Source organism: Candidatus Eremiobacterota bacterium (genome assembly GCA_031082125.1).
Taxonomy (GTDB): domain Bacteria; phylum Vulcanimicrobiota; class CADAWZ01; order CADAWZ01; family Ess09-12; genus Ess09-12.
In genome coordinates, this window is sequence record JAVHLM010000054.1 from 1 (window position 1) to 18,470 (window position 18,470).

14 protein-coding genes and 1 pseudogene are annotated in these 18,470 nt (G+C 55.5%); 6 read left to right on the forward strand and 9 right to left on the reverse strand.

The window, feature by feature from the left end:
- Window positions 1–224: 224 nt before the first annotated feature.
- Complete coding sequence (locus RDV48_30580; GenBank protein MDQ7827180.1) at window positions 225–1,940, reverse strand: amidohydrolase; 1,716 nt, start codon at window positions 1,938–1,940, stop codon at window positions 225–227.
- A 215-nt stretch (window positions 1,941–2,155) separates the two neighbouring features.
- On the opposite strand from RDV48_30580, the gene mscL reads away from it, so the two are divergent.
- The 3 genes from mscL (at window position 2,156) to RDV48_30595 (ending at window position 4,835) form a co-directional block, all read left to right on the forward strand.
- A complete protein-coding gene (gene mscL / locus RDV48_30585) occupies window positions 2,156–2,560 on the forward strand; it encodes a large-conductance mechanosensitive channel protein MscL (protein MDQ7827181.1) in 405 nt (134 codons plus the stop codon).
- Between the two features lie 146 nt (window positions 2,561–2,706).
- Window positions 2,707–3,315, forward strand: coding sequence for a hypothetical protein (locus RDV48_30590; protein ID MDQ7827182.1), 609 nt, complete (start codon window positions 2,707–2,709; stop codon window positions 3,313–3,315).
- Window positions 3,316–3,473: 158 nt separating this feature from the next.
- Entirely contained in the window at window positions 3,474–4,835 is a 1,362-nt protein-coding gene (locus RDV48_30595; protein MDQ7827183.1) for a type 1 glutamine amidotransferase domain-containing protein, read from the forward strand.
- 9 nt (window positions 4,836–4,844) lie between these two features.
- Here the strand turns inward: RDV48_30595 and RDV48_30600 are convergent, their stop codons facing one another.
- The 4 genes from RDV48_30600 to RDV48_30615 form a co-directional block, all read right to left on the reverse strand.
- Window positions 4,845–6,794: a TolC family protein gene (locus RDV48_30600; protein ID MDQ7827184.1), complete on the reverse strand. Its 1,950-nt coding sequence runs from the start codon at window positions 6,792–6,794 to the stop codon at window positions 4,845–4,847.
- Window positions 6,795–6,811: 17 nt separating this feature from the next.
- The gene (locus RDV48_30605) at window positions 6,812–8,170 is read right to left on the reverse strand and encodes an alpha-amylase family glycosyl hydrolase (GenBank protein ID MDQ7827185.1); all 1,359 of its coding nucleotides are present in this window, start codon (window positions 8,168–8,170) and stop codon (window positions 6,812–6,814) included.
- Between the two features lie 82 nt (window positions 8,171–8,252).
- Complete coding sequence (locus RDV48_30610; protein MDQ7827186.1) at window positions 8,253–9,824, reverse strand: hypothetical protein; 1,572 nt, start codon at window positions 9,822–9,824, stop codon at window positions 8,253–8,255.
- A 100-nt stretch (window positions 9,825–9,924) separates the two neighbouring features.
- Window positions 9,925–11,565, reverse strand: coding sequence for a glycosyltransferase family 39 protein (locus tag RDV48_30615; GenBank protein MDQ7827187.1), 1,641 nt, complete (start codon window positions 11,563–11,565; stop codon window positions 9,925–9,927).
- A gap of 55 nt (window positions 11,566–11,620) precedes the next feature.
- On the opposite strand from RDV48_30615, the pseudogene RDV48_30620 reads away from it, so the two are divergent.
- A pseudogene (locus RDV48_30620) lies at window positions 11,621–11,992 on the forward strand (DUF188 domain-containing protein).
- Between the two features lie 48 nt (window positions 11,993–12,040).
- On the opposite strand, the gene RDV48_30625 reads toward RDV48_30620, so the two are convergent.
- Window positions 12,041–12,922, reverse strand: coding sequence for a M55 family metallopeptidase (locus RDV48_30625; GenBank protein ID MDQ7827188.1), 882 nt, complete (start codon window positions 12,920–12,922; stop codon window positions 12,041–12,043).
- A gap of 267 nt (window positions 12,923–13,189) precedes the next feature.
- On the reverse strand, window positions 13,190–15,643 hold the full coding sequence (locus RDV48_30630; GenBank protein ID MDQ7827189.1) for an HNH endonuclease signature motif containing protein: 2,454 nt from the start codon (window positions 15,641–15,643) through the stop codon (window positions 13,190–13,192).
- 458 nt (window positions 15,644–16,101) lie between these two features.
- Here RDV48_30630 and RDV48_30635 point away from each other — a divergent pair, with 458 nt between their 5' ends.
- Window positions 16,102–16,332 carry a ribbon-helix-helix domain-containing protein gene (locus tag RDV48_30635; protein ID MDQ7827190.1) on the forward strand — a complete coding sequence of 77 codons (231 nt, stop codon included), beginning with the start codon at window positions 16,102–16,104 and terminating at the stop codon, window positions 16,330–16,332.
- Window positions 16,329–16,667 carry a type II toxin-antitoxin system PemK/MazF family toxin gene (locus RDV48_30640; protein MDQ7827191.1) on the forward strand — a complete coding sequence of 113 codons (339 nt, stop codon included), beginning with the start codon at window positions 16,329–16,331 and terminating at the stop codon, window positions 16,665–16,667. Before RDV48_30635 ends, RDV48_30640 begins: the two co-directional genes overlap by 4 nt.
- A gap of 276 nt (window positions 16,668–16,943) precedes the next feature.
- Here RDV48_30640 and RDV48_30645 read toward each other — a convergent pair whose 3' ends face one another.
- A complete protein-coding gene (locus RDV48_30645) occupies window positions 16,944–18,092 on the reverse strand; it encodes a hypothetical protein (GenBank protein ID MDQ7827192.1) in 1,149 nt (382 codons plus the stop codon).
- A gap of 79 nt (window positions 18,093–18,171) precedes the next feature.
- The coding region (locus RDV48_30650; protein MDQ7827193.1) for a hypothetical protein at window positions 18,172–18,470 on the reverse strand (299 nt) is incomplete at its 5' end.

The window sequence follows — 18,470 nt, forward strand, 5'->3', positions numbered from 1 at the left end:
AAAATGAGTCTGAAGGCAATAATGCGGCACTGAGCGACGGATTGGGCCGGTTTCCCCGCGTTTCAGACCTGGCTGAAGCCGGGCGGAATGTGCTTCTTGGAAAAAAATTTATGGCTTGTGACCCTGCCTGTCGATTCCCCGGAAAGTGGTTTCGGAAAGGCCATGAACGAAAATCAGCGGACCCTGAGGCCCTGACAACCCCAGGGCCCGGATTCCAGGCTTTCTTATTTTGCCTCGTACACGACGCGGCCCCCCAGGATGGTCTTGAGGGGCTTCACGTTCTTGAGTCCCTCGGGGGGCATCGTGAAGACATCGTCGGAGAGGACCACCATGTCGGCATATTTGCCGGCCTCGATGGAGCCCTTCACTTTTTCCTCGCCCATCGACTTCGCCGCCCAGACGGTCCACATCTTGAGGGCCTCCGTCACGGTGACTGCTTCCTGGGGCTCGAAGAGGCCCTTGTCGGAATTGCGCGTCACCGAAGCATAGATAGCGCTGAAAGGGTTGATGTTGGCAAGGTAGATTCCCGTCATATCGGTGCCCGCCGCAGGTTCGAGGCCGGCATCTATCATCGTGCGGAACCTGAAGCCCGTCTTTGCGAGCTTCCCCTCCATGTTCTCGAAGTCTGCCTTGACGAGCTCAAGGAGCCACGTGGGCTGCACCGATATATGAAGCCCCTGCTTTGCAAGGGCGCTTGCGCGCCTGAGCGCCTCGTCGCTCATCTGGAACATGCCGAAGTGCTCGATGCGCATGATGGTCTCTTTCTTTCTGGTCTTCAGCTCTTTCTCATAGGCATTGAGACCCATGTCCATGGCCCTGTTGCCCGAGCAGTGGAGCATAGAGATGACGCCGTTCTTATTGGCAATCTCCGTGAACTTGTCAGCATTGGCCTGGGGCATCACGAGGGTCCCCTTGTCGCCGGCCGGGTCAGTATCGTAGTGCCCCACATATTTTTCATACATGAGGCCCGTGCGGCAGTCATTCTCGCCGTCCACCCATGCCTTGATGGCGCCCAATGTGTAATATGCCGGGTCCGCGTCCTTCGGAAAGTCAAAAGTTGCGAGGTTTTCGGGCATGCCATCGCCGTTTGCCTCTGTCCACACCGCCACGGTGTAGCGGATGTCAGGCTTCACCTTCTGGGAAACGGCCTTCAGGACCGGGAGAGCCGCCGAGGGAGTGATGGCCATGAGCGAGGTAAAGCCGTTCTTCTTCCAGTAATCCTGGATACCGCCGGTATAATAATTTTCCAGCTGGGCCGCCGTGGGAGTATCGGGGACCGAGCCCATTGCGTCGGTGAGCACGCCGTTGGGCTCGCCGCTCTTGTCGTAAATGACGCCTGCGCCGCCATTGAGGGTCTTCACGCCCTTCTTGACGCCGAGCTTTTTTAAGCCCATCGAGTTGACGACGGCCATATGGGCTCCATTGGCCAGGCAGAGAGGGTTGTCAGGAGCAACGGCATCAAGCTCGGCCTTCGTGGGGAGGCGCTTCTCGGCGAACTTGTTCTCGCTTGAGGAAACGCAGGCTACGAAGATCCACTGGCCCCTGGGAGTCTTCTTCGTCCAGGCGGCGATGTTGGCGAGGGCCTGCTTCACCGAGGGGCACTTGGGATAGCGGGCATCAACCCAGCCATCCTTGAGCATGATGGTCTCCATGGGGTGGGTGTGGGCGTCGATGAAGCCCGGCACTACGGTCTTTCCGCCGAGGTCCACGAGCTTTGTTGACGGACCCGCGAGCTTCTTTATCTCGTCGGTGCTGCCGACCGACAGAAACTTTTCGTCCTTTACCGCCACGGCGGTCACAGTGGAGCCCGCATTGTCAAGGGTTACAATCCTGCCGTTGATGTAGATGATATCGGGCACTGCACTTTTTTCAACGGCAAAGGCCGGGGGCAGGCAGCATATGAAGGCAAGAAGCAAATGGATGAAAAGAATTTTTCTCACAGGGTACCCTCCTTGTGGACTTATCGCGAGCCTTTTTTCATAACTTCTTTGAGAGTTCCAAAGCACCTTCCTGACCTTTCCCTCTGCACCCTTTCCATGGAGAACGGGAAATGCTTCTGCAGGGCTCTCCAATGCCTGGAATTTGACTTCCCGGTGAATCCCTGGTACAATCTTGGAGTTCGACGAAATGTCTTGCATGGAAGAGGAGGATATCTATGTCATTTTTCAGTGAATTCAAGGAGTTCGCCACCAAGGGAAATGTGGTGGACATGGCAGTGGGTGTCATTATCGGCGGCGCCTTCGGGAAGATTGTCACTTCCCTGGTCAATGACCTGGTGATGCCTCCCATAGGCCTGCTGATAGGAGGCGTCAATTTCAAGGATCTCTCGATAGTGCTGAAGCCGGGAGCCGGCGATGTGCCTCCGGTGGCTCTCAAGTACGGTCTTTTTATCAACACCATACTGGAATTCCTGATAATCGCTCTGGCAATCTTCAGTGTCATCCATATCATGAACAGCCTGAAAAGGCAAAAAGAAGAAGCGCCGGCGCCTCCTCCCGCGCCTTCCACGGAAGAAGCGCTGCTCGGTGAAATCAGGGATATCCTCAAGCAGAAGGCATAACCCCATCCGGTGCTCTGCGCCCCGCTGAAACGATATCAGGCCCGGGATTCCCGGGCAGGGTTCGGGGAGCGCGGAGGGCGGGAATAAAAATTCTTCTGCCTGGTATACTCTTACGTCAGCAGAAAAATGAAAGGGGAATACAGACAATGGTAAGAAAAATGCTTGTGATTGCAGTGATTATCCTCACGATGGGCTCTGCGGCCTGGGCGGATAATGGCAACATCTCAATAGACCTGTCAAAGATTACCTCCAACAGTGATTTTTCGCAGATCTTCACCTTGCTGCAGGGCAACAAGGATATCAATGGACTTATAAACACCCTGGCGGGTAACTCCGGGATTATCAACGGAGTCAACAGCAACAGTGCTTTACAGGGAATACTCAATGCAGTGGGCGGCCCATCGGCGATCTTCAATTCTGCGTCGGGATCCACAGACAGCCAGGCCCTCATGAACGGAGTGATAAACGCTATTTACTCCACCGTGAATTCCAATACACCCGGGCAGGTCACCAGTATATTCAATAACCCCGCCGTCAATAACGGGCAGAGCGTGTTCAACGTCCGCTCTGAATCGGGAGTCCCCCAGAGCTCTCCCGTCCAGCAGAATCCCTACTTGAAGACCCCGCACCGCTATATGCCTTATAACGGGCCATTCCCCGCCGGCACCTTCACGCCGGGACAGAACAGCACTTATGCGCCGGGACAGAACGGCACTTATACACAGGGACAGAATGTCATATTGACACCGCGCTGAGCCTCCATAGATTGCCAGTCCCGTTGAAGACACAAGGGATAAGGCATCCGCGCCTCACCGGTGCGGGTGCCTTGTCATTTATCTCCCCTCCGGAAGGGATCGTGCCCCCCCTGGGTGAAGGAATCCAGGAGAAAGCTCTGCTGTTGAGAGGAGGTACTATGAGAACATTAATCCTATTTGCTCTTACCATGCTCATGTTCACCGCAATCACCGGTATTGCGGCTGCTGCGGGGGATCAGAGCCCTTCGCCGGTCTTCACCGACGAGAGAGTCCTGCCCCGTGATTACCGCGAGCTCGCTCCCCTTGTTCCCGTAAACCCGGCCATTCTTCAGAATGACGAGGTCCCCTGGGAATCTGCCGGCGAGGGGATGAGGAGGAAGGTCTTCTTTAACGACAGGCTCACCGTGGTGCTCCTCCAGATAGAGCGGCCCGCGAAGCCCGGAGAGAAGCTGCAGTGCCACTGCCATGCCCATGATCAGATCACCTTCATCCTCGATGGGAAGGCGAAGGTCGAGGTCGGCAAAAAGATAAAAGAAATCGGCACGGGAGACTGCTACATCGTCCCTTCGAATGTCCGTCACGGGATGGTGCCCCTTTCCCAGAGGCTTCGCATCCTGGACATGTTCACGCCGACCCGCGAGGATTTCAGGCCTGCAGGCAAGGCTTCAGCGGGCAGGGATGAAAAGCCCACCCCGGTTTTGGAAGGGAGCTCTGCCGCAGGGCGGGAGGGGAAGCCTGCCGATGGCACTGTGGCGGGAAAAGTCCGGAGGGAAAAGATACTTCTCATCGTGACGGCAGCTCCTGAGCTTGTCCTCAAGGACGGCACCAGAAGGGAGACAGGCTACTGGGCCGAGGAAGTGGCCGTACCCCTGGAAATATTCAGGAAAGCCGGGTACAGGGTTGATGTGGCAACGGCGGGAGGCAGGCCACCCCATGTTGACAGGGGAAGCCTGTCGGCCCAGGGGGCCGGCGGAGAGGAAAAAGCCGCCCGCTACAGGGCTCTTCTCGATAATTCCGCGGAGCTGAAGCATCCCCACGATCTTGAGAAGATAGAGGCCCCCGGCCTGAGGGAATACGGGGCTATCTTCATCGCGGGGGGCCACGGGGTGCTCCAGGATCTCGCCACATCGAAAAAGACAGGTATCGTGCTTGCCATGGCGCTGAAAGATCCCTCGCTCATCATAGGCACCGTATGCCATGGGCCCGCGGCATTCGCCGCTCTGAGGCTAGCCGGGGAAAGTCTTCCCAAGGCTATCAGCATTACAGGCTTCTCCGAGGCGGAGGAAAAGGCCGCCGGCCTGTGGGGCAGAGTGCCCTTCGAGCTCGAAGGGACCCTTAAAGCTATGGGAGCCTCCTACCGTCAGGGCGACGTGCTTTTCGCGCCCTTTGTGGTGGAAAGCGACCAGAAAGCCCGCCTTGACGGGAGGGAAGCCACAAAGATCGTGAGCGGTCAGAACCCGGCTTCTTCTGAGGAAACAGCGAAAAAGGTGGTGGAAAACCTGGAAAAGCTCAGGCAGTGAGCAGGGCAGTTACTTTCGGCTCCCCCCGGACTCCCATGTCTCGAGGAACTTCACAAGGTCCCAGTGCTCAAACTGCCACGCAAGGTCCGATGCCGTGAGGCCGTCGGCGTTTTCAAGGGAAGGATCAGCGCCGTGCTCCAGCAGAAACCTGGCCATCTCCACCTTCCCCCAGAAGGCTGAAAAGTGAAGGGGCGTGTTCTTAAGATAGGCATCCCTGCCGTTCACCTGCGCCCCGGCGAGGACCAGGGCCTTCACCTCGTCAAGATAGTTTTTCATTGCCGCCCAGCAGAGCGGCGTGTAGTGATGGGAGACCCTGTTCACGTCGGCTCCGTATTTAATCAGCATGTTCACCATGGCAAGCCTGCCTTCGGGAGGGCAGAAGCAGATGGCCCGCACCATGGGAGTCCCGTCAAGGTAGTTGACAGCGTTGGGATCGGCGCCTTTTGAGAGCAGAAACTCCGCGTATTTCACATAGCCCCTGTCGATCGCATAATGGAGGGCTGTCTGCCCTGTCCTGTCATGGGCCTTGATAAGCGATGGATTTCCCATCAGGAAGGCTTTTACTTTCTCAAGGCTGCTGTCGTCCATAAAGCGGAAAGCGGGATCATCGAGGGCTTTCAGATCATAATCAAGCTTCAGGCCATGCTCCCTGTAGCGCCAGTAAAGGTTGGGCGCCGGCTTCGTGTAGAGGAAGGAGAAACCGATCCTGTTGAGGAGGTTGGCATATTCCGAAAAGGCGTTGTAGATGGAGTCAACAAGGGCCACCTGGTTGGAGTAGAAGGAGTTGAATCCCTCGACGACATCCAGGTTTGAAGCGGTGCCCTTCCTGTAGCGCTCCGAGATATCCCTGAGGTACTGCCTCGAAGTTTTCTGCTGCTTTCTCTGGATGCTCACCTTTTCATTATTGGAGGCGTTGCTCGTATAGAGGGTCCTCACGTCGGACCTGAGGTTCCGCAGGTAGGTCTGCTCCTTGACCTTGCTTAACTCAAGCTGCAGCTTGCTTATCTTTATGTTTTCATATTTCTGCTGCTTGTAAAGATCAAAGCTCATGTACAGGCCGGTATCCCAGCTGCTGTTCATTCCAGCGATGGGGAGAGAGCGGCCGTAGTAGTTGCTCAGGATATCGACGGTGGGCTTCACTGTCGCTTCCTCGGAAAGAAGGCTGTAATTCGCCACGAGGACCTCTGAGAGCTTTTTCTTATACTCGGGGCTGAATATGAGAGCATAATCATTGTACATCTCCAGCATCTGCTCTTCAGTATAAATCTTCTGGCGGATCATGAAATCGGCATATTCAAACCTCAGGTTATGGCTGTCTGTTACTTCAATGGGCTCTGAGCAGTTCCGGTTCATGAGCGTGTTGAGCCTCACCTCGGAATTGGCCTTGTTCTTCCTGGCGTTCACAAGGTTCTCCTTGTAGGTGTCTATGAGGACCTGCCACCGGAGGATGTCTTCATTTCCCCTTTTTCCGGCCTTCACCTCATCCCTCACCGACTCAAGCCATGTCACGGCCTTTTCAAGGGCATCCTCGTAAGCCTTGCAGAATTTCCAGTATCTCAGGCAGTTCATGTATTCGTCAAAGACCTGGTTCTCGACAAAAAGCTCCGTGGTGCGGAGGTTGTAAGCTTTTGCATTCTTGTTTTCCCTGGAGGCCAGCACATCGTTCGAGAGCTTTCCCCCGGTGTACAGGGGCTGTTTCATTATCGCGCCGCCGTAACGGCTCATTATCGGGTTGTTTTTCAGGTAAATGTCATAGCCGATAAGTGAGAGGGTAGGATAGAAGAGGGACCGCACGGCCCTCTCCTGATACATGCTGATGTTGAGAACGAGGGCTTCCTGCTTGATGTCCAGGTTGTTGGCAAGGGCTGTGGCAATGCACTCCTCGAGCCGCATGGCCTCTCCCCAGCAGCAGCTTTTTACGGCCAGCAGAAGAATGATTGCAATGAGCCCGACTTTCATAGAGCTTTCCCTCATCCTCACTGCAGCAGATAGAGGCCGTGCTCCCAGGGCCCCAGCCTGAATGAGCAGAGGCCCTTTTCCTTTGATGGGGTGACGCCCCGGTAAATGGCTTCAGGATTCCCCGGGAGATCGAGGCTTACGGTCCTTGCTTCCGGCGAGAGGTTGGCAAGGGCAAGCACGTTTTCTGACGTGGCGCTGTCATTTCTCACCAGGGCAAGCACCTCGGGGGTCCGGGAAGTGTCTAAAACCCTGCAGTCACCCCTGTAAAGGGCAGGATGCTTCCTGTAAGCCTCTGAAAGCCTGCCGTACATCTCTCTGAAGGCGCTTTCCCTCCAGGTGATGGAGTCTTTTTCAAAAAATTCCAGCTTATGGGTGCTTCCTGTCTCCTGTCCGTTATAGATAAGGGGCCTTCCAGGCAGCGCATAGGTGAGCATTGCGAAGGCTTCGGCGCCCTTCTCGCCAAGCCTCGTGACGGCGGTGTCACGCCATGAGTTCTGATCATGGTTTGAGGTGAAGTGCATACGCCACGATCCTGCGGGGTAGCGCATTGAGTCGGTTTCCATCAGCGAAGGGATCTCGCAGGCTTTTGCCTTCCCTGCGGCAATGCTGTTGAAAAGCACGTAATATTCGCTTGCGTAATCGCAGTCGAAAGCTTTTTCAAGAAGGCCGGGGCTCTCGGCCTCGGCGAGCCAGAAGGTGGGCCTTATGGCGTCAATTTCAGCGCGGGCCCTCTCCCAGAAATCGGCCGGCACCATTGAAGCCACATCGCAGCGGAAGCCGTCCACACCCATCTCCTTCACCCAGTATTTAAGGACGCCTGTCATATACTCTCTGAGGCCTTCCTGCGCATAGTCGAGTTTTGCCACATCGTCCCAGTCAGGCACGGGGGGGATGATCTTCCCTGAGGCATCCTTCTGGTACCATTCGGGGTGAGTCTTGATAAGGCTGTTGTCCCAGGCGGTATGATTGGCGACCATGTCGATGATGACATGCATTCCTTCGCGGTGAACGGCCTGCACCAGGCTCTTGAAGTCCTCCCTGGAGCCGAACTCGGGATTCACGGCATAATAGTCCTTTACCGCGTAGGGGCTTCCCAGGGTGCCCTTCCTGTTTTTGACGCCGATGGGGTGGACAGGCATGAGCCAGATGATATCCACGCCCAGTTTTTTCAACTCCGGGAGGCGAGGGATGATGGCCTTGAAAGTTCCCAGAGCGGTGAACTGCCTGGTGTTCAGCTCATAAATGACGGCGCTCTCTGCCCAGGCCGGGTGCTTCACCACGGACACTGCGGGCTCTGAAGGCTTACCCGCAGCAAATACTTCATGGGCAATGAAGAGAAGGATGACGCCTGCGATGAGATAGAACAGAATTTTCATACACTCCTCGATTCTCCCCCGGTCCCCCGGTAAATAATAAAGCCGCAGGGGGCAGCTCGCTCTCCCGCGGCTTTTCAATCACTTATACTGCCTCTGATCTCCCCAGGTAGTTTGACATGCACCTTATGGCGCCGGCAAGGGAAGTAAAGGCCGCCAGGGTGAGGGGGACGACCTTGAACCCCTGGGCCATGTAAGTCTCCTTGGCGACATCATCAAGAGGTATGCCGTACACGGGGAGGAATACATTCTTCACATGCCTGCCGTCCTTGGCGGTGAAATTCTGCATGATGCAGTTACCGTAAGTTATCCAGGGCGTTCTTTTCCTGTTGTCACCCTCGAGGTAGGGAAGCTTTACGATGTTCTTGCCGGCTTTCCTGAGCTTGCGCTCCTGGCTGTCAAAGTTGTTCTGTATCATCATCACCGAGGGGTCCTTGGGATCTGCCACGCTGTTGTGGGCCATTATATCGCCAAGTATGTCCCCTTTGAGTCCCGTCTCCCTCTGGAGCGAGGCATTGGCCTGCGCGTACTTGTCCGGGGACCAGCTCCGGATCATATTCATGGCCATTGTGGGGCTTCCCAGCAGGACTGTGGTGTTGTCCACCGGCGTCACGCCCATGTCGATATGAAAGGTGGCAGGCTTTTCCTTGGCCGGTGTTGAGGGATCGTCGTCGCCTACGACCACGACTTCCTTGCTGTATTTTCCCTCGAAATACCTCACCGCCTGGCTGATTGAGGCCCTCTCAGGATCCTGCCCCATGAGAGTCCTTATGGGCTTGTATTCGGGGTTGTCCTCAAGGTGGAACCTGGGCAGGTGGCTGTGGGCCGGCACTTCGTCAAAGACAATCTTCTTTGAGAAATGTGACGATTCAAAGACGGGCGGGCTCTTTTCAAGCCCTGCGGCGCTGAAGGTGGTGATGCCCAGGGGGCTTTTCTTGTAAAGGTTCATAGCCGTGAGATAGATGGAATCATAGCCCACATAAGCTTTATGTTCGTCCGATACCACGTCTCCCCCGTCGGTGCGGAGGTGGTTGTCTTTCACGTAGATGACGTCGGGAGTGTTGTCGGCGATCCATTTGGGAAGGTTGGGATGATCATGGCTCTGGAAGGGCACCTTGTCGATCATGATGGCCTTGCCCGGCTTGTCAGGGACGCCTTCCATCACCATGTTGTCGCGCATCCACGAGGTGATGTCGTAGGGAGCGCGCAGAAGGCTCACGCGCTCCGGGTCCTTCAGGTTGATTTCCTTCATCATCGACTGGATTCTCTTCACATCGGTATCCCTGTCGCAGACAATGGTGAATTTCGTGTCACCCTCGAGCTCCCTGAAGAGAGTCTTTATCGTGTTGAAGACTTCGCGGCCCATGTTCCCGTCTGATGCGACACCCCCATCGACCTGGATGCCCAGGTGGGTTATCTGCCCGATGCAGTCGGCAAAGACGACCGGCGTTCCTTTCGATTCGGCCGCCTTGGGACCTTCAAGAGCCTTCTCGGCCTTCACTGACTGTGTCCGGCGTGTCTTTCCCCTTGATGCAGCGCCCGATATGGTGACACTGTCGCCGGGAAGTGATGGCTCTTCGCTGGCCCTGCTGCTCGGGGCCGCCTTTTCCGCTGATGAAGGCGGCAGGTTTTGTATACCCTTGCTTATTGAATCCATGGATGAACCCCCCTCTATAATAGTGATCTTCATAGTAGCATACCCGGGAGGAAAAAAGGTTGCCCCTATCTTAAAAAAATGTTAACATAAGGACAGCCTGCTATTTTCTATGGAGCCTGTAGAAGCCTATAGGCTGCTCTCCCTCGTCATTCCTTACCATGAGGGGCTCGAAAGTATAGTTCTGTGTGAGCACTTCGTATGCCCTCGCGTCAGCTTCTGACTGGGGGGGGGAGAACCAGTCGGCATCAGCGAACAGGACGGCCCTCTCCGGAGGGTTTTCAACCGAGAGGAAGACAAAGATCGACATGGCCTTCAGGCCCAGCAGAAAATATATCTTGGACTGCGTGTGATAGCAGATAACGGTATCCCGCCTGTCAAAGCATTTTGGGTTCAGGCTTTTTAAATAAAAGTATTCCCTGCAGGCCGAAAAGCTGAAATGATCGGCATTGATGCTGTCCAGGGGAGCCTTTGACGAGCAGAGCAGAAACAGGGCCAGCGATACCGTGACCACCGCATCGGTGGAGAGTTCTCCCGAGGAGGTGAGCTTTGAGAGCCCGATTCCCCCGATCAGGCAGAGAGGAAGATAGATGGCGATGGCAAAGCGGTCAGAGCCGGTATAGAGGGAAAAGTTGCCCAGATAATAAGAGGAATAAAATACAAGGCACAGGAGCGCCCAGAAGGCTGAAAATGCCGCTACAACCCCCCTTTTCGCCACTATCCCGTCGTATCTTGCAAGGATTACACAGCCGGTGATGAATGCGAGCATGAAAGGGAGCGATCCATACTGGCCAAAGAAAAAGTAAACATTGTATCCTATGTGTCTCAGCAGGTTTTTCCCCGGCGCCAGGGTGGCGCTGTTCCATCCCGGGGGCCCAAGATACACAAAAGTGTAATAATAGATGACTGCCAGGGGGATGAGAAGAAGGAGCACCGGGAGGGCGGCAAGCATGTAACGTCGGAACAGAAGGCTCTTTGCGACGCCCCTGTAATAATACACGATGAAGAAAAGGGCACATGCTGCGAGGAGAATGATATTCTCCGGCCTGATATAGCAGGTATAGACGGCGACTGCGGCAAGTGAAGCGAAGGTCCTGAGGGAAGGGCTTCTATGGGAGAGGAGCGCCATGGTTGCAGTAATCAGGAAGAACATCAGGGAGCACATTTCAAGCGTGCAGGTGGCTGAAAGCCTTATGAAAACAGGCACGGTCATCAGCAGGAAAGCTCCCCAGAGAGCCGCCCTCTCGTTCTCAGTGAGAAGGTAGACCACCGCGAAGAAGAAGAAGAGGGAGAGAAGGCTGAAGGCAAGGGTGAGAGCGTACGCCCATTCCTCTGAGGGGCCGAAGAGGCTGAACACAAGGGAGAGTATGAAATGATATCCCGGCGGCCATGCCCCTGAAAAAGTAGGAATCTCGCAGCGATTCAGGTCACCGACCAGGGTGAAGCGGTAAATCCTGTCGCGGCAGAGGTTCCAGGCCAGGTCAAGGTGGCAGTACTGGTCATCGACCACAAGGGGGAAATGGGGCATGTACCATTTCCAGAGAGCGAAGGAGATACCGCCTATGGCGGCAAGAAGGAGCCACGTGCTTCTCCTTACCTGCTTCAGTGAAGCGGCGAGAAGCGGAAGGGAGGTGAGAAAGAGAAGGAAGGCAATCAGGGCAAGCCCGCTCATGAAGGGGTAAGAAGTGAACATGATGAAATGTTCAAGGAGTTCCTGTGTCGTCATCCTCGGTGGTTCTCTCACCAGCAGGGAAATACCTTCGCATGCCCAGGGGAATCATGAGGAAAAAGGGTGGATAATGAAAATCCTCGTTGATGCCGATTCCTGCCCGGTAAAGGGTATCATTGTATCTTTAGCCCGCCGGTATCACCTGCAGGTCATCATGTATTCCGATACAGCCCATGAAATCAATGACGGCTATTCACGGATCGTTATTGTTGATAAAGGAATGGATTCTGTCGATTTCGCGCTGGTCAATGACTGCGAAAAAGGTGACTGCGTAGTAAGCGCCGATTATGGCGTCGCTGCCATGGCGCTTGCAAAAGGAGCAATGCCAGTTGATCATCATGGCCATATCTTCAGGGACAGCACTATTGACCGCCAGCTTTTTGAGCGTTATCTCGCCAGGAAGGCGAGAAAGAGGGGGGAGAGGACTGCCGGTCCCCGCAGGCGCAGAAAAGATGATGACCTCCGCTTTGAAGAGGTGTTCCGCAGGATATTAGAAGAGTCTGTCTCCAATTCCCCGGAGCCATTGCACGGGCGGGAGCAGCCAGGGGAGAAGGCTCCACGTGAGGGGCGAGAAATAGGCGATGCGGATGAGGGAAAAGATGAGGTCCTCTGAGTACTCGGCGTGAAAGCGGACGGTAGAGCCTTCAATAGGGTAGTTCCATCTGGAGCGCATTGCGGTTTTTTCATCGCGGAAGGTGATTTTCACCTCATAGGGGGGGATGAGGCGATAAAGCTGGGGATTTTTCAGCGCCGCCGCCTCGGCAATGGTCTCACGGAGGTGGTCTCTCACCAATGAGGCATAGTCGGTCATTGCCTGGTAACTTCCCACTTTGGGAACAGGGCATGTGACAATCCATGGGAGGTGCTCCCTGGCCTCCCTGCAGGCCTCGGGGCATCCTGATACAAAGACCACGGGAACCCTTACTTCTCCCAGTACATGGGCGAAAATCTGCGTCTCGCACACGTCGTTTCCATTGATGGAAAGCCTGGTTATCCTGCTGGTGAGGGTGTGGGAGAGAAAGCCGTTCCTGTTGCCGCTCGCCGCATGCATCCCTATGAAGAACGCCCTGTTTGAGCGCCGCAGGTTGCCGTACATGACAAGGGGCTTCAGGTAATAGCCGCTCACCAGAACTGCCCTGCGGTCAAGAAGCCTTGGCACTATGTTGAAGCCGTCACGGTGGAAGTCTTTCACCATCACGCTTGAAGCCCCGCAGGAGAAGAGGGTATCGACAGCAGCCGAGACGTCGTGGGTCATCTCCACGCGGGCGCGGCACCACCCCGGCGTGCCCGCCATGGTGTCCTCTCTCTTCCATACGCCGCTTGTGCCTTCAATATCTGCCACTATGTAGGGGCGGAAGCTTTTTTCCTGCATAAGGGGACTGTCCCTGTTTTTTTAGTACCGTGTGTGGCTGTACCTGAAACCGGCCTGCGCCCGGGGTTCTCGTCACCATATCGCTCAATGTCCTGCAGGCGCTCTGCTGCCACCCTGTTAATTTAGGAGTCTGTCCCCCTTTTTCCTTTTTTCTTCAGTAAACGAGGCGCCCAGGGTGACTGGTGTTACGAAAATACTGTGGAAAACATGATCCGATGAACCGGATCCCATTCTCCCATGTACTTTTATCCCCGCATAAATTGCCATCTATGGGACAGCCGGGGACTTCACGCCCTTTTCATAGACAAGGAAGGGCCCGCCCTCTGAGAGGGAGCCGAATATGAAGGTGAGGTCGCGGTGCGCCTTGCCCTTTACCGTGAGGGTCCCCAGGCCGTGCAGAAGGTGAAGATGGCAGGCCTCGCAGAGCGTGATGAGGTTCCAGGGGTCGTCGGTGCCGCCCTGAGAGCGCCTGATGATGTGATGAACGTGGAGGTTTCTGCGGCATCGGCAGCCGGGAGCCTGGCAGCGGAACCTGTCGCGCCTGAGAATTTTATGGTGATGGGTCGCCTTGTGAAACTTCCCTTCGGGAGCAAGGTAGTCCGCGAGGAGGGCAGCAAGGAATTTCTCTTCCGGGAGGACAGGGGCATAGGAGGGATGGGATGAATCTGGTCGGACGCCTTCTGCCTGGGTGGACTCTGCCTGCGCAGTGAGGAGCAGAAAAGCTGTGGCTGTGGTGTTCCAGAGGTCATAGAGCTCAGCGGGGAGAAAGAACTTGATCGTCATCGATCCTGTTGCCGCCTGTGAGGGGTCTTTTACCGAGAGGATGTCCATAAGAAAAGTCTCCTCGGGGCTGGCGCCCTGGGGCATGGTGCAGATTTCCCGGGCCTTTTCGAGAGCCGCCTCACCCGCACACAGCACGGAATTTTTTTCAATTTTCATAGCGGCCTCGCAGGCAAGGAATTCATCGACATCATTGAAATGCTTCCAGGGCTCATCAAAGCGCCTGTCCCGCGCTTCCAGGAAAGCCTCGTCATCCTCGGAAAGAGGCCACGCTGACACAGGCGACGGGCCGCCATACCAGGACCCGGTCCTGATGATGTCCCTTACCTCAAAGGAGAGCTCGTGGTATCTCTCATCAGTGATATAGCGGAAGCCGGGAAGGAGGGTATAATTTATCGGCACGAAGCTGTCATATTCGATGATCCGGGCGATACGCTCCACCTCTTCCCTGAGGTCTATGGTGGGCACGCCAGCGGCATAGGCTATCCAGGCCTCCTCGTTTTTGGAATTCACCAGGGGAAGAATGAGGCGGGCCTGCTCCCTGGTGATGGTGCCGCTCCTGAAGGCCTTCTCGGTGAGGGAGTGGCGGCGGAACCCATTGGCAAGCGTGATGAGCTGGCGGGCCTGCGCCTTTGAGAAGCCGCACCGCTCCTGGGCGTATTCCTCGACGGATTCATAGCCGAAGCCGGTGAAGAGCGATCTCACCTGCATCGCCCTGAGGAGCATCCCTGTGGCCACGTCAAGCCTCTGGCGGATCGCCGCGGCTTTGATGAGCCTCGCGGCAAGGGCTCTCACTGGCTCCCCGTCTGCCTCCCCATCGAGCCAGGAAGGGAAAAAGATATCCCACGGCGATTCCCAGGGATCATCGGTGCCCCCCTTTCCATCGCTGCCTTTCTCCTGCACTGCCTCTTGATCGCCTATGGGACGGGCTCTCTGCTCTCGGGTCATGAAAGGCGCCCGGTAAAACAAGGGGAGGCTTCCCCTGTCATCGAGAGGAGCCGGAGCCGGCTTCCGTGATGCCAGGAAGTTCGCGAGGAGCGCTTCGACGAAGCCCGCGAGAGGCCCGTCATAGTGCTCCTTGTCGCGGAAGAAGGAAAGAGCGAAATCCCAGGTGAGGGCAAGTGCCGGTGCTACTCTGAAATGCATCATCATGCCATCGCTCTCTTCGCTACTGCCGGAATCCGTAGCGCCCGCGCTGGTCCATGCCTTATGGGTCAGCTCATTGTCATGGCTTCCTGGAGCCTGTGCGCCCTGAGAATGCTGTTCCAGGCCCTGCGAATCTCTTACACAGGAGGACTGTTTCCGTGCGCTCTCCCCTGCGGCAAGAACCTTTTTCACCTCCCGCTCAAGGCCGCTCACCGAGAGCTTCTGCGCTATGCCAAGCCACTCTGCCTCGTTCTCAGGAGTTATCACCCTCAAGAGGTGCCTGAGGGCGCTCCTGGCGATCCTCCCCTGGAGATAGGCCTCCCGGGTGAGCGGCAGAACCTTAAGAAATTCGAAGTTGCGCATCAGTTCCGACGCCGTGCGCCCTGACATCGAGAGATGCTCCACGGCAAAGGACACCATGGAGCGATACCCTAAATGATCAACTCCTTTCGTCTTGAGATTCACAAGAAAGGCGCCGATGGTGAGGTCAAGCGCCAGGCGGCCTCGAACAGCTTCACAGAGGGTAAAGTCAATCTGTGAGGCGCGCTCATCATTGACGATTGAGCCGAAGGTGATATCCTCCGTGAGCTTTTCCGCTTCGGGAATAAGCCCCTCCCAGGTGATTTTCACCATATGCTCCGGTTTATAGATGATCTCCCCGGGGAGCTCATAGGGCTCGGGGAGGAGGAGCATGTCCTCGTGGTCCTTAAGACAGCAGGGCTCTGCGAGGTAAAGAAGCTCCTCTTCATCTGGCAGGAACAATGAGTGAGTGGTGTGGGTCTCAAACGTATCCATGTAATAATGATACCATATTGAGAGATAAAAAGCAAAAGGACAACCCCAAGAAAAGCTCATATTGAATGGGTTTTAAGCCCATTGCATGATACCCCGTGAAGGGCGGAAAAGAGGCGCAGATGATAAAAATGACCCTGAAGGCTCTCAAAGAATAGCCATGGCCTGTTTCTGCCCTCTCCCGGCCATTGCCCGAGCCGGCAGGGCCAACGGGTGCCCCTCTTGTCGCTGCAGTAAATAATTTTTCTATGGGAAGCTCTCCTGCCAACTGAACTATCTCGGGAGCTCAGATTTGATGAGTAATTCCGAATTTATACCCAGAGCGGAACTATCGGGGAAGACATGATCCGCGATAGTTACAATGGATAGGCACTGACCTGCCCATCCATTGTAACTATCCTTGCGGGAGCGGTGGCCGGCGCTCTGTTGACAGTGAAGACATATGGTCGTATAATGGTAGTATGAAAGTAAAGACATCCATCACACTTTCCGAAGATCTCCTCAAGGCCGTTGATGAGCAGTCAGGAGCCCATGGGAGCCGCTCAGAGTTCATTGAGAATGCCCTGCGCAGTTACCTCGGCCAGATGCTCCGGCTCCGGCAGAACGCGAGAGATATGGATATAATCAACCGGAAGGCTGACCGACTCAATGACGAGGCCGAGGATGTCCTCTCCTACCAGCTGATTCCATGAGGAGGGGGGAGCTTTACCGTGTTCTCAACCCCTCCCCGCGTGATCCGAAGAAATCCAGGGTCTTCGTGGTGGTAAGCCGTCAGGTACTTCTGGATTCACGCTTTTCAACGGTGATATGCGCCCCGGTCTATTCCTCCCGTGACGGTCTGTCCACCCAGGTTCCCGTCGGCACCGATGAGGGACTCAAGCATGAAAGCAGCATCCATTGCGATGAACTGGTGAGCCTGCACAAGACCGCATTGACCAATTACATCGGCACCCTCTCTGCGGTGAAGATCCAGTTGTTGAATGAAGCATTGGGCATCGCTCTCGACATCGGCGATTTTATCCTGTGAGGGAAAGGGGCGATACTTCCATTGCGAGGTGTGCCCGCAATGGCCAGATAGTCTATGCGGCCTGACGGCTTCACGGTGCGGGGTGGTCCTTGAATCGCTCGCCGCTGATGAGGCACCAGTCGCCCTGGCGTATCGACTGGCCGGGGTTGTCCAGGTTGGTTGCCTGGGTGTTTTTGGCTTTGCTGCCAATATGAAAGGGCAGCTCGTGGCTGCCCTTGCGCTATAATGAGAATCCCGCGGGATAATGATGTTTCTCCTATTGAATATCCCGCAGATCTAGAAACTAATACCGACGGAGAGTATGGGCCCCGTCATCTGGGCTTTCATGGAGAAACGGTTTGCAATCGAGCCGCCCCTGCTGTAGTCAAAGGACAATATATCGTACCCGCCGTTGAGGGCTATATTGGGAGTGATGGCCCAGCTCAGCATGCCATAGATTGACGAGCTGTTGTGGTCCGATGAAAACCCTCCCACATCGGCTCCCACGGTGCCGAAAAAGTTCCTGGAGAATGGAACTGTCATCCTTGCGCCTGCTATGGGGTCAGTCCACGAGATGCTGTTGGATATGGTCCGGCCTGGAAACGGGGCGGCATGCAGGGTGAGGTCGGTGTTGAAGGTGAAGGATCGGGCCCCCGCGTAGAAATCAAAGACAGGCGTGCCTGAGCAGCGGTAATAGAGGCAGTAGTGATTGATAAAGCTCTGCATCCCCATGGTGCTCTGCAATTTTACTGTTGACCGGCTTTTTGAGAACTTGAGGTCACTGATGTCGATGAAGCCTCCCCAGTGGCCCTTGTTCACGTCAAGCCTCGCGTTGAAGCCGCCGTCGAGGATGGAGCTCACCTGGTCCGGGGTGAGAACTGCATTGGTTGCCTGGTCACCGACTTCCAGGTCTGCGCGCATGCCGAAGAAGAACCAGTAAGGAGTGAAAGAGACCTTCCACTTGTTGAAGTAAGCCTCCATCGCTGCCTGGCGGGCTTTTTCCATCTCCTCGGGTGTGGCGTCAGGGGACAGCACAAGCGAGTCGGCCGGCATCACCAGGGGGGTGAGCAGTGATCTGTTTGTGGATATGGAGTCAAGGGCGTCGGGGAATGACGCCTTCAGGGGGAGGCATATGTCCAGCTCTTCCCGTGCGGGGACTGCTTCAGGCGAAGTGGCGGCCGTCTCTCCCGCAGGCGCGCTTCCCTCTCCACAGGAGGGCAGGGAAGGTTCCGGGGCTTCTTTCACATTCTCAGGCTCAGCCGCTTGCGGTGTTACAGCCTGTGCCGGCGCTTCCGCTGCTGCAGGCGCTTCCGCGGCAGCCTGCGATTCCATTGCCGCACTGCCCACAGGTAAAGTCCCTGTCAGGTCAATATCTGCAAAGACCGGCGCAGCGGTGAAAAAAATAAGCACGAGCCCGCATATAATCATAATCTCCTTTGTGTTCATTCCATATTCCTCCTGAATTCTTCAATGGTATATACCTCCTCTGAAACCACGTGCTTTCATATCAGCAGGCAAAATATTCCTAATAATACCCATTAATCAGTGAGTTGTCAAGACCGGGTAACAACAATTTTTCCAATAGTGACAAGAATATTCTTTGAATAGTGAATCTATCGACATGGCTCCGTGCATATTTCACCTTTACCTTCAAGCCTGGGCATCGCAGAAGGTCGATGTGCTCAGCCATTACTCTTTCAGCAGATAAGTCCGGATCAAGTTCTCCCCGGAAGAAATACCTGGAAAAATGTGATCCGATGGCAGATAAGAGAGACCCCTGCACAATGAAATGCAATCTGTCAGCTTTGCTCCAAGCGCCTACTT